The sequence below is a fragment of the Chryseobacterium culicis genome (genome assembly GCF_002979755.1).
In the GTDB taxonomy this organism is placed as follows: domain Bacteria; phylum Bacteroidota; class Bacteroidia; order Flavobacteriales; family Weeksellaceae; genus Chryseobacterium; species Chryseobacterium culicis_A.
Map to the genome: position 1 here is coordinate 440,344 of NZ_PCPP01000001.1, position 13,031 is coordinate 453,374.

At 38.1% G+C, this 13,031-nt stretch carries 9 protein-coding genes; 7 read left to right on the forward strand and 2 right to left on the reverse strand.

Going from position 1 to position 13,031, the window contains the following annotated elements:
* The first annotated feature begins 75 nt into the window (after window positions 1-75).
* Entirely contained in the window at window positions 76-2,808 is a 2,733-nt protein-coding gene (locus tag CQ022_RS02100; protein ID WP_105682578.1) for a sodium-translocating pyrophosphatase, read from the forward strand.
* 145 nt (window positions 2,809-2,953) lie between these two features.
* Here the strand turns inward: CQ022_RS02100 and CQ022_RS02105 are convergent, their stop codons facing one another.
* Window positions 2,954-4,093 (reverse strand): aminotransferase class I/II-fold pyridoxal phosphate-dependent enzyme, encoded by a 1,140-nt coding sequence (locus CQ022_RS02105; protein WP_105682577.1) that lies wholly within the window; start codon window positions 4,091-4,093, stop codon window positions 2,954-2,956.
* A 160-nt stretch (window positions 4,094-4,253) separates the two neighbouring features.
* Here CQ022_RS02105 and CQ022_RS02110 point away from each other — a divergent pair, with 160 nt between their 5' ends.
* From CQ022_RS02110 to CQ022_RS02135, 6 genes are all read left to right on the forward strand, one after another.
* Complete coding sequence (locus tag CQ022_RS02110) at window positions 4,254-5,294, forward strand: M28 family metallopeptidase (RefSeq protein ID WP_105682576.1); 1,041 nt, start codon at window positions 4,254-4,256, stop codon at window positions 5,292-5,294.
* A 52-nt stretch (window positions 5,295-5,346) separates the two neighbouring features.
* On the forward strand, window positions 5,347-5,796 hold the full coding sequence (locus CQ022_RS02115; RefSeq protein WP_228421668.1) for a GNAT family N-acetyltransferase: 450 nt from the start codon (window positions 5,347-5,349) through the stop codon (window positions 5,794-5,796).
* Entirely contained in the window at window positions 5,793-6,155 is a 363-nt protein-coding gene (locus CQ022_RS02120; RefSeq protein ID WP_105682575.1) for a glyoxalase, read from the forward strand. The genes CQ022_RS02115 and CQ022_RS02120 overlap by 4 nt, the downstream gene beginning before the upstream one ends.
* A gap of 11 nt (window positions 6,156-6,166) precedes the next feature.
* On the forward strand, window positions 6,167-6,667 hold the full coding sequence (locus CQ022_RS02125) for an endonuclease V (RefSeq protein WP_105682574.1): 501 nt from the start codon (window positions 6,167-6,169) through the stop codon (window positions 6,665-6,667).
* Window positions 6,668-6,817: 150 nt separating this feature from the next.
* The gene (locus CQ022_RS02130; protein WP_105682573.1) at window positions 6,818-7,993 is read left to right on the forward strand and encodes an acetyl-CoA C-acyltransferase; all 1,176 of its coding nucleotides are present in this window, start codon (window positions 6,818-6,820) and stop codon (window positions 7,991-7,993) included.
* A 240-nt stretch (window positions 7,994-8,233) separates the two neighbouring features.
* Window positions 8,234-9,544: a T9SS type A sorting domain-containing protein gene (locus tag CQ022_RS02135; protein WP_105682572.1), complete on the forward strand. Its 1,311-nt coding sequence runs from the start codon at window positions 8,234-8,236 to the stop codon at window positions 9,542-9,544.
* Between the two features lie 122 nt (window positions 9,545-9,666).
* Here CQ022_RS02135 and CQ022_RS02140 read toward each other — a convergent pair whose 3' ends face one another.
* A complete protein-coding gene (locus tag CQ022_RS02140) occupies window positions 9,667-13,008 on the reverse strand; it encodes a DEAD/DEAH box helicase (RefSeq protein ID WP_105682571.1) in 3,342 nt (1,113 codons plus the stop codon).
* Window positions 13,009-13,031: the final 23 nt, after the last annotated feature.

A 13,031-nucleotide genomic window follows, 5' to 3' on the forward strand; every position in this document is an offset into this window, starting at 1 on the left:
GAATTTTATTGCGTGTTTATAATTTCATTATATTTATAAGACTAATCTCAATTTTTTAATATAAAATAATAAACTATGGATCTATTTATGTTAGTGCCAATTTTTGGTGTCATAGCTTTGCTTTATACATTTCTTCAGAGCAACTGGGTCAATAAACAGAATGCCGGAAATGAAAAAATGAAAATAATCAGCGGCCATATTGCAGACGGTGCAATGGCTTTTCTAAAGGCTGAATATAAAATCTTAACGTACTTTGTTGTTGTAGTTGCCATTCTATTGGCGGTGATGGGCTCAAGCAATGCCAATTCACACTGGAGTATCGGAGTTGCCTTTGCGGTGGGAGCGATATTCTCTGCATCAGCCGGTTTTATCGGTATGAAAATCGCCACCAAAGCGAATGTGAGAACTGCTGAAGCTGCAAGAACTTCACTATCAAAAGCTCTTAAAGTATCTTTTACCGGAGGAACCGTAATGGGAATGGGAGTTGCCGGACTGGCTGTGCTGGGCTTAGGAGCTTTATTCCTGATTATTAAACAGATCTTTGCACCTGAAGCAACTGTTGATTCTCATGAAATGGAAAAGACCATTGAAATTCTCACAGGATTTTCTCTTGGAGCTGAGTCCATTGCCCTTTTTGCAAGAGTAGGAGGTGGTATTTATACAAAAGCAGCTGATGTGGGCGCTGATCTTGTAGGTAAAGTAGAAGCCGGAATTCCGGAAGATGATCCCCGAAACCCTGCAACCATTGCAGATAATGTAGGAGATAATGTAGGAGATGTTGCAGGAATGGGTGCTGACCTTTTCGGGTCTTATGTTGCAACAGTTCTGGCAACGATGGTATTGGGTAGAGAAACTGTGTCTGATGATGCGTTCGGAGGTTTTGCACCAATTCTTTTACCCATGCTGATTGCAGGAACAGGAATTATCTTTTCCATGATCGGAACTTTATTCGTGAAAATTAATGATAATGAAGGTTCATCTACTTCCAGCGTTCAGAATGCTTTAAACCTTGGAAACTGGGGAAGTATCGTGATTACCGCTATTGCATCTTACTTCCTGGTAACCTATATTCTTCCTGAAAAAATGGTTCTCAGAGGTCATGAATTTACTAAAATGGGAGTATTCGGAGCCATTATGGTAGGTCTGGTAGTAGGAACTTTAATGAGTATTATTACAGAATATTATACAGCAATGGGGAAAAGACCGGTTTCCAGTATTGTGAGACAATCTTCTACAGGACATGCAACCAATATTATCGGTGGGCTTTCCGTGGGTATGGAATCTACTTTGCTTCCGATTATTGTGCTGGCAGGAGGAATCTATGGTTCTTACCTGTGTGCCGGACTTTACGGAGTGGCTATTGCAGCAGCAGGAATGATGGCTACTACAGCGATGCAGCTTGCTATCGATGCTTTCGGACCTATTGCGGATAATGCCGGAGGGATTGCCGAAATGAGTGAGCTTCCTAAAGAAGTCCGTGAAAAAACAGATATTCTTGATGCGGTAGGAAATACAACGGCGGCTACAGGAAAAGGATTTGCCATTGCTTCAGCAGCATTGACAGCATTGGCCTTATTTGCAGCTTTTGTTGGGATAGCGGGAATTGACGGGATTGATATTTACAGAGCAGATGTCCTTGCCGGATTATTTGTAGGAGGAATGATTCCGTTTATCTTTTCATCATTAGCAATTACAGCGGTAGGACAGGCAGCAATGGCGATGGTAGAAGAAGTAAGACGACAGTTCCGTGAAATACCGGGAATTCTGGAAGGAAAAGCACAACCTGAATATGAAAAATGTGTAGCTATTTCTACGGATGCATCCATTAGAAAAATGATGTTGCCGGGCGCTATTGCCATTATTTCTCCACTTTTAATCGGATTTATTTTCGGGCCTGAAGTGCTGGGTGGATTCCTTGCTGGAGCTACGGTTTGCGGTGTTTTGATGGGGATGTTCCAGAATAATGCAGGTGGAGCGTGGGATAATGCAAAAAAATCATTTGAAAAAGGGGTAGATATCAACGGTCAGACTTATTATAAAGGTTCAGAACCTCATAAGGCATCCGTAACAGGGGATACTGTAGGAGATCCATTTAAAGATACTTCAGGACCATCTATGAATATCCTGATCAAATTAATGTCTATTGTTTCTTTGGTTATTGCACCTACTTTGGCCGTTTTACATAAAGATAAAATTGAGGCGAACAGAAAAGCGAAAATTGAAAGTCTTACAGGAATTTCCGGCACTGCAGCGGCTGTAAATGGAGATGCTAAAATAATTACGGTTATTCCGGGAGAAATTAAAGGACATCTTAATGAAAACGGAGACTTTGTTTACGAAACAGGAAATATTCAGAAAATAAAACTGGATGGAGGAAAGACAATAGCCATTGGAGACGGCAGCCAGCTTTACCAGTTGTATCATGTAGTTAAACAAAAAGATAAATCGGCACTAGACCCTAATAAATGGTATACCATTGAAAACCTTTATTTTGAAACAGGGTCAAGTGATCTGAAAGCAGAATCTGTACTCCAGCTGAATACTTTAGCTGAAATTCTAAATGCTTACCCGGCTCTGAAAATAAAATTAGGGGGGTATACAGACAACAGTGGTAATGAGGATAGTAATCTCAAGTTATCTAATTTACGGGCACAAACAGCAAAGCTTAAACTGCTTGAGTTAGGTATTTCGGCAGACAGAATAGAAGCAGAAGGATATGGATCACAGCATCCTGTATGTGAAGCTAATGACACTGATGAATGCAAAGCGAAAAACAGAAGAATTGATGTAAGGGTTTTGGCTCTTTAAAAAATCAATTTTAAAATAATAAAAAGCATCGCTCTGGCGGTGCTTTTTTGCTTGCTGTATAAACTTGGTATACAAAGTAAATAAATATCTTGTAAGTAAAATATTCCCAATCATCAGCGAAAATCTGTGTAATCTGTGGGAAATATTAAAGATTTCTCTTCAAATGCTCCAACGCCTGAATAATCAACTCGTCTTTTTTAGCAAAGCTGAATCTTATATAATCCGAATCCTGTCTTGAATTATAAAAAGCAGAAAGCGGAAGACAGGAAACCTTTTTCTCAATGGTCAGCCACTTTGAAAATTCTACATCTGTCATGCTTTTAGAAATATTCCTGAAATTAACAACCTGGAAAACACTTCCTTCCGCCATTTGTTCAACCTGAAGAGGAGTTTCCTTGATCAGTTCATTAAATGTATCCCGTTTTTTCTGCATGAGTTTTTTATTAACAGCTGAATCGAATACATCAAGATATCTGGCTATTGCATATTGAGCCGGAGCATTGGCACTGTAAGAAATATACTGCTGATGACATTGAAATTTTGCCGTTAAAGCTTCGGAAGCAAGCATATAACTGACTTTCCACCCAGAAGTATGAAACATTTTCCCAAAAGAAAAAATACAGAACGTCTTTTCCCTGAGTTCAGGATGAATAAAAGAACTGTAATGTTCATTCCCGTCATAACAATAAGTGTCATATATTTCTTCCGAAATTAAATAAATATTACGGTCTTTAATCAGTTCATACAGTTGATTCCAGTCTTCCTTTTTCCAAATCTTCCCGGTTGGATTCTGAGGAGAGTTCACAATGACTGCTCTGGTTTTTTCAGTAATACAGCTTTTAAACTGATCCCAGTTGATCGTAAAATCACCATCAAGATCGTAATAGACAGGGAGTCCACCATTCATAACAACAGCAGGTCCATAGGTATAATAGGAAGGCTGTATAATAATGACTTCATCATTCTGATTCAGAATGGATTTAAGGGAGGTATATAAAGCAAAAGTTGCACAAGGAACAATCGTGATTTCCTTATTCGTAATGCTTAAACTATGGGGCCGTTTGATATTGAAACGGATGATACTTTCAATGAGCAGAGGATTGCCGGCAAGAGGCTCATAATGATGAGTATCTTTTTCAGCAGCTTCTTTTAAAAATATTGTAAGGCGCTCGTCTATATCAAAATCGGGAAGTCCCAGAGAAAGATCAAAACTTCCGTTCCTGATGGCCAGCTCGGACATTTCTGTGAAAAAGGAATAATGAGTAAATCCGTAAATTTTATCCACCTATTTTGTATTTTAATCAAATATAATAAAATTTTAATATCAGATTTTATTTAAAATTGAGGTGTTGTTAAAATTGTAATGAGTTGCATATTATTTTGCCGTATGGATTAATCCTGTTAGGATTCAATAAAATTTGTTATTTTTAAGAAATTTATTCTTTATGAAAAAAATACTTATTCCGTTATTTGCAATGGCTGTAGTAACCAGTTGTGGAACGGCAAAAATATCTGACGGGAATGCTTCACATCCTGTTTCTACAAAACATAACAAAGCATTTAATAATGCATACAAAGTGATCAATGCTGAGGATTTAAAGAAAAACCTGTATGTCATTGCTGCAGATGATATGGAAGGACGTGATACCGGAAGCAAAGGACAGAAAAAAGCGGGTGAGTATATGATTAATTATTATAAAACCCTGGGTATTTCAGCGCCTAAAGCATTAGGCTCATACTATCAGAAAGTGCCGTCTGAATTTATGAAAAAGAGAGGAGGAGGCAATCTTCCTGATTCTGAAAATATTTTAGCTTTTATTGAAGGAACTGAAAAGCCAGACGAGATTGTGGTGGTTTCTGCACATTATGATCACGTAGGAACCAAAAATGGAGTAGTTTACAACGGGGCAGATGATGACGGAAGCGGAACGGTAGCCGTAATGGAAATCGCTAAAGCATTCCAGCAGGCAAAAAAAGCTGGAAAAGGACCTAAAAGATCAATCCTGTTTCTGCATGTTACAGGTGAAGAACACGGACTGTTTGGTTCAGAATATTATTCTGAAAACCCTGTTTTCCCATTAGCCAATACGGTTGTTGATCTTAATATTGATATGATCGGACGTGACGATCCTGCCAACAGAGGAAAGCAATATGTGTATGTGATTGGCTCTGAAATGCTAAGTTCTCAGCTTAAAGTCATTAATGAAGCAGCCAACAAAAGAACCAATAATCTGGAACTGAATTATAAATACGATGATTTGAATGACCCTGAACAATTGTATTACCGTTCAGATCACTATAACTTCGCCAAACACAATATTCCTGTAGCATTCTTCTTTGATGGTATTCATGAAGATTATCACAAACCAGGTGATGATCCTGAAAAGATTGATTATCAGCTATTGGAAAAAAGAACTCAGCTTATTTTTACAACAGCCTGGGATATCGCGAACAGAGAAGAAAGAATTGTTGTTGATAAAAAATAATCAGAAAATTATTAAAAATATCTAACGCCTTTGCGTTTACTAACAAACTACCATGAAGATAATGATCCGGGAAGCAAAACCAGAAGACATTCCACAGATTCAGAAGGTAAGAAATTCTGTGAAAGAAAATATACTCTCAGATCCGGGATTGGTTACTGATAAAGACTGTGAAGAATTTTTGTTTCAAAGAGGAAAAGGCTGGGTATGTGAGATGAAAAATCAGGTTGTTGGTTTTTCTATTGCAGACCTTAAAGAGAATAATATATGGGCACTCTTTGTACATCCGGATTTTGAAAATCAGGGAATTGGCAGAAAACTTCATGATATCATGCTTGACTGGTATTTTGAACAGAATAAAGATTTTGTATGGCTGGGTACTTCACCGGGAACAAGAGCCGAAAACTTCTATAGAAAATCTGGCTGGAAAGAAGCAGGAAAGCATGGCAAAGATGAGATTAAGTTTGAATTGACCCATAAAGACTGGAAAAATAAAGAAATATGACACCAAAACTGAAATCTATCAGACCTTTTATCGGGGCACAAAATTTTGAAGTCAGCAGAAACTTTTACAGAGATCTGGGATTTGAAGAAGTTGTTTTGGAGCCGAAATTATCCCTGTTTATACGTGAAGAAATTGGCTTTTATCTTCAGGATTATTATGCCAAAGAATGGGTTGATAATACAATGATCTTTATGGAAGTAACTGATACTGATGAATTCTGGAAAGAATTGGTGTCTTTAGGACTTCCGGATCAATATGAAAATGTAAGACTTACTCCTGTAAGAACGATGGATTGGGGAAAAGAGTGTTTTGTACACGATCCCTCAGGAATATTGTGGCATTTCGGAGAGTTTTTTTAAGGAAAAGAAATATGATTTACGCATTCGATACCTATTATTATGAAGATTATGCCAATACGGTGTGTATTGCATTTGAAGACTGGTCATCTGAAAAAGAAGTGGAAATTTTTATAGAACAGATCCCTGTGAGTTCAGAATATGAAAGTGGAGCCTTTTACAAAAGAGAATTACCCTGCATTGTAAGCCTTTTAAAGAAAATAACATTAAAACCAGAAGATATTATCATTGTGGATGGATATGTTACACTGGATAATGAGGGAAAAATTGGCTTAGGAGGACACCTTTATGAAGTATTGGACGATAAAACCCCTGTTGTGGGAATTGCAAAAAATGAATTTACAACCCCGGATTCCCAGCGAAGAAGTGTATTCCGTGGGGAAAGTAAAACACCACTTTTTGTGACTGCCAGAGGAATTGACGTTGATGATGTTCAGATAAAAGTAGAACAGATGCATGGTGCTTACAGAATCCCTACACTGCTGAAAAAACTGGATCAGCTGAGCAGAGCATAAACAAAAAAGTCTTACCATAGAAGTAAGACTTTTTTTAATTTTTAAATATACCAATCGGTATATTTTATTATCTTTGTTGTAATTACCTTGCTCAAAATAAAGGGATTTTTTTAACCATAAATATACCGATCGGTATTAAAAAGTAAATCAATGAAAGAAGTATTTATATTATCAGCAAAACGTACCTCTATAGGTGGTTTTATGGGAAGTTTGTCTGGATTTACAGCAACTCAGCTAGGAGCTATAGCTATTCGGGATGCCTACGAAAACATTGGACTTGCTCCTGAACATGTAGACAGTGTGTATATGGGAAATGTGCTCAGTGCCGGAGTGGGGCAGTCCCCAGCGAGACAGGCAGCTATTTTTGCCGGAATTCCTGTAGATAAGGATGCGACAACAATTAATAAAGTCTGTGCTTCAGGAATGAAATCAGTAATGATGGGTGCTCAGCAGATCCAGCTTGGTCTGGACCATATTGTAATGACGGGAGGAATGGAAAGCATGAGTAATGTTCCGCATTATGTAAAGCTCCGTCAGGGAACAAAACTGGGAGATACCAGCCTTATTGATGGGCTGATCAAAGATGGACTGTGGGATGTATACAATGATTTCCACATGGGAAGTGCAGCGGAATTAGGCGTGAAAAAATATGGTCTTACCAGACAGGAACTGGATGAATATGCTCTGTTTTCATATCAGAGAGCTCAGGAAGCGGCTAAAAACGGCAAGTTCAGTAATGAATTGATCCCAATATCCATTGAAGGTAAAAAAGGAGCCGTAATCGTTGATAAAGACGAAGATATCGATAAACTAATTCCTGAGAAAATAGCTCTTCTGAAGCCTGCATTTGAAGCAGACGGAACCCTTACCGCTGCCAATTCCAGTAATCTGAATGATGGTGCTGCAGCCATAGTATTAGGATCTTCCGAAGCTATAGCGCATCATAATCTGAAGCCACTGGCAAGAATAGTAGCCTATGCAGACGCAGCTCAGTCGCCGGAATGGTTTACCACTTCGCCTTCTGTAGCTATTGAAAAGTTGCTAAAGCAAACAGGTCTTCGTTTGTCTGATATCGACTTTTTCGAAATTAATGAAGCCTATTCCTCGGTGATTTTATCCAATCAGAAAATCCTGGGCTATGATCTGAACAAAGTAAACATATATGGAGGAGCAGTTGCATTAGGGCATCCGATTGGGGCTTCAGGAGCAAGAATTGTAACCACTTTGGTGAATGTTTTACGTCAGGAAAAAGGAAGATATGGGATTGCTGCCATCTGTAATGGTGGAGGAGGTGCTTCCGCAATTCTTATTGAAAATATAGACTAAAGCAGTAAATATCCTAAATTTTTATCCTTATTATTAAAAAAGATCTTTCTTGAAGTAAAATTGAGAAAGATCTTTTCGTATGGGTAACAGATTGATTATCCATTAGTAAATCAAATTATTAAATGTATGCAGACAGAGCCTTGGTAGGTTATTTTTATTAAACTGATAAATATCATTGCTGTGTTATTTTTATTCATTCTAAATAAATATAAATTTGTCCCAAGAAATTTAACAAAGAAAATGAAAAAAATAACTACTCTTTCTGGTATTGTACTTGCCTCACTGATGAATGCACAGGCACAGTATTGTATGCCGACCTTTCAGTATGGAGCTGACAGCAATATGATTAGTCATGTAACTTTCGGGAACATTAATAATTCATCTCCTGTTCAGTCCGGGAACGCACAGGTTTATGAGAATTTTACCTCAATGTCTACTGATTTACAATCCGGAAGTAATTACAATATTTCTGTGACTGGTCCTTCCAGCACATTTCCAAGTGATGTAGTTGTTTTTATAGACTTTAATCAGAATGGTAATTTTGATGATGCCGGAGAAAGTTTCTATATTGGAAGACTTGAAGCAGCCAATCCAGCCAATGCGTTTACCATCAACAATACAATAACGATTCCTGCCACTGCAGCCAACGGAAGTACAAGAATGAGGGTTCTTAAAAATACAAATGTTCAGGCGTATTCTAATCCTGCAGCTCCAAATTCTATCAGTTCTGCATGTGATAGCAGTTTAAGAGCGGGACAGACAGAGGATTATTCTGTTAATATTATAGGGCAGACCGCCAATTTTCCGGCTCCCTATTGTGGCACTGAAAATATTACAAGTTTGACCGTAAGTGAGATCAGTACAGTAGAATTTGCCGGAGTTGTTAGAAACAGTGCGTTCGACGGGAATTCTGATGTTCTTGAAAATTTCACAGCAACAGTTTTCAATGTTAATCGTGGAAATACCTATCCGATAACAGTTACAGGAGGAACGCATGGACAAGATACCGTATCAGCTTATGCTTATATCGATTTTAACCATAATAATCAGTTTGATGCTGATGAACAATTTAATCTTGGATACTTGGATAACTCCAATCCGGTTTCTGGTCAGCAATCTGGGGTTACAACAGGTAATATAACCATTCCGGTAGGAGCACAACTGGGAGAAACCCGTTTCAGACTGGTAAAAGCATATGAATCCAATTCATGGATGGGAGCTTTGAAGAATCTTCCGTGTCCTTCAGGTTGGTTTATTGGGCAGGCAGAGGATTATACTTTAAATATTCAGCCTGAGAGTCTTTCAACATCAGAAGTTTCTAAAGAGGCTTCAGCCAATGTGAAAATTTATCCAAATCCTACAACAAACTCAGTGACAATTAAGATGAAAGAAGGACTGGAAAAATACGAAATCTACAATCTGTCAGGACAAAAACTGCTGGAAGGGAATTCATTAACGGTTTCTATGGACAGTTTTGTTCCGGGAACTTATCTGATTAAAATTCAGACAAAAAATCAAAAGCTCATCACAGAAAAGATTATCAAGAAATAGACACATCATATCTAAATCATATCCATATCAATTTTTGTTTTTTAATCGACAGGCAAGGACCTGTCGGTTTTTTTTATGTTAGGAACAATAGAACTCCTGTATTTGAGTCGCTTTTAGCGGTATTATGAACCAGATTCCAGTAAATCCATAAGGTCCTGCTTAGACAATCCCTGAAGTTTCTTTCCGTCAGTCGCAAGGAGATTCTGAGCCAGTTGTTTTTTCTTTTTTTGAAGCGTAAGTATTTTTTCCTCTACAGTATTGGAACAAATCATTCTTACAGCAATTACATTTTTAGTTTGTCCTATACGATAACTACGATCAATAGCCTGGTTTTCAGAAGCAGGATTCCACCAGGGATCTACAAGATAGATATAATCTGCCTGAGTAAGGTTGAGACCTACACCACCAGCCTTCAAGCTGATCAGAAACACACGGATATTTTCATTGTTCTGGAAATTCGCTACTTTTTCCCCTCTGTTCTTGCTTTGTCCCGTTAAATATTCAAACTGAATGTTGTGCTTTTCCAGTTCAGCCTTAATCAGATCCAGCATTCCGACAAATTGAGAGAAAACAAGGATTTTATGATCTTTGGATTTGCCAAGGATCTGCTCCATCAGAATTTCGATTTTAACAGCATTTTCACCGGAATATCCCTCCTTCATCAAAACAGGAGAATTACATATCTGTCTGAGCCTTGTAAGCCCTGTAAGAACGTGCATGCTGTTTTTGTTCAGGTCATCGTCATCATTGGCTGCAATAAATTCACGAAGTTCCTTTTCATAGGCATCGTAAATCTTGCGCTGTTCTGTATTCATTTCACAGTAAATTACGGTTTCTGTCTTTTCAGGAAGTTCTTTTGCAACCTGCTTTTTCGTTCTTCTGAGGATAAAAGGTTTGATCTTTTGCTGAAGTTCCACCGCTCGTTTGCTGTACTCGAATTTATCAATAGGAATTGCATAAATATCTTTAAAATATTGTTTGTTTCCCAACAATCCCGGACAGGCGAAAGAAAGCTGGCTATAAAGATCAAATGTGCTGTTTTCGACAGGAGTACCGGTCAGTACAATTCTATTTCTGGACTGAAGCAGGCGTGCTGCTTTGTATCTTTCGGAATTCGGATTTTTAATAATCTGTGATTCATCCAGAAAAATATAATTGAAATTGAAGTTTTTCAGAAACCGGATATCTGAAAGAAGCATTCCATAGGTAGTAAGAACTACTTCGTAGTCTGGCATATGAGCCGTTGTCTTTGGTCTGTCAGCTCCATAATGCAGCAGAACTTTTATAGAAGGGGCAAATCTGCTCATTTCTTCCTGCCAGTTGAAAAGCAGGGAAGTAGGAACTACAACCAGATGAGTGGTATGGCCTCGTTTTTCCCTCTGCGACAGGATGAAAGCAATGATCTGGATGGTTTTTCCCAATCCCATATCGTCTGCAAGACATCCTCCGAAGTTGAACTCGTCAAGAAAATTAAGCCAGTTCAGTCCGTCATGCTGATAATCCCTCAGTTCAGCATTCAGCTCAGCAGGAATAGCCACTTCCGGAATGTCTTTTACTTTTGAAAATTTCGTGGAATATGAAGTAAGTTCTTCCTGAACCTCTTTACTCAGGACTTCTTTTTCAAACAATGCGGTAACTTCCGTAAAATTGATTTTCGGAATCTTTAAAAGTTCTTCATCAATTTCTCCTGCATGAAAGTAAGCGGATATTTTGTCTATCCATTCTTCAGGAAGAATTCCCATGCTGCCATCATCCAGCTGAACAAATTTACTCTTGTTTCGGATCGCACGGTGAAGTTGTTTCAGGGAAGCATCTTTCGGGCCAAATCCGACTTTTAATTTGGCATTAAACCAATCCAGCCCACTGGTAATCTGAATATTGATTTTAGCACGGTGGGCGTTTAATTTATTGTTTTTTAATTCGTTAAAGCCTAGTATGATTATTCCTTCATTTCTCCAGGTCTCAAATGCATCGAGAAACCAGTTGTTATCCAGAAACTTATCTCTGTGAAGATAAAAATACTGATATCCGTCCATCTGTTCTTCAAAATCAGGATGCTGCTGCATAACCAAAGAAGTAAAGCGGGCTTCTGTAGATTCATTTCTTTCTATTTTGAATGGATTTCCATTCTGATCTGTATCAAAAAGCTGCTTCCTGGAATACACCGGAACTTCTACATTTCCGTATTTCATGACAGGAGTAATTCCTATATAATTTTCCTGCTGCCGGAGATAAATGACTCTTTCGGTCTGATAATTTTTATCTTCAAGCTGTACTTTTGTTGCAGGCTGTATATAGCTGTAATTAATACGAATACGTTCTTCTATCGTAGAGAGAATGTTCTGCATAAACGCATCATATTTCGAAGAATGAACCAGTAAAACCTCATTATTAGCCTTGAAAAACCGGATGATTCTGAGCATATCCGGATCATCTATAAAGCTGAAAGTGTTACGGTTATATACAAAATACTCATTTCGGAGAACAATATTTTTGAAAGGAACAGAAATGTCGTTGAACAGCAATTCTCCGGTTATTTCAAAAAATGGATCTTTCTTAAATACAGATAATTGAATCTCCGCATCTAAAGTATTTAATTCAGTGTGAGAAAGAGACTTTGCCGAAATGGTTTCTGCAATTTCCCGGTCGTGATAATACACTTCCAGTTCCCGGGGGTTTTGTACAATGAGCTTCAAAGCTTCCAGTTCTGATGGATTATAATCTTCATTGTAATTATTCTGGAAAGAGGTAATGGCTGTAAAAAATTTAATGTCCACAGGTTTCTCTGCTTTCCATATCAGCTGCATGGCATCTACAGGAGTTACGGGATTCTTGATTTTCCCCGCCTGTGTTATTTCTGCCTCCATCAGTGAGAAGGTCATATGATTGTAATAACGGTGCTTCCCGATGACCAATATCTGTTTTTTTCCGGTTTCAAGTACTGCCAGCTCATCCAGTTTAGAAGGAAGCTGTGGGAGAAGATCTCTGGTAAGCATCACATCATCTATGGGAAGCATTTCCTTGATTCTGGGGAGTATTTCAATTTTCCCGTCAGTATATTCAAGCTGAAAATAATGATCCAGATCGGGTTCATTTTCAAGACCATATCCCTTGGCTTTAGGGAGAAACATCTTTTTACGGAGCATATCATCAAAAAACAGGCGGTAATTTTTATCCTCGATAATACAGTGGATAATCTCTGCCTGATGGGAACAAAGCTGTTCTTTTGGATGGTCACACGTACAGGTGCAAAGCAGTGAACTGCCTATTTTGCTGATACTGACCACCGGAAAATCCTGTAACGAAGATTGCTTGGTAAATATTCCTGTATTGTTTTCAATAGCAACCGGGTAGATCTCACGGAAATCCCTGATTCCGATAAACGAACTGTCTGAAGTATGTTTCAGCAGATCATATACGGAAAGTGTACTGATATTGATGTTGTCAAGAATATATTCTGCCATAAAAATTGATGAAGACAAACTTA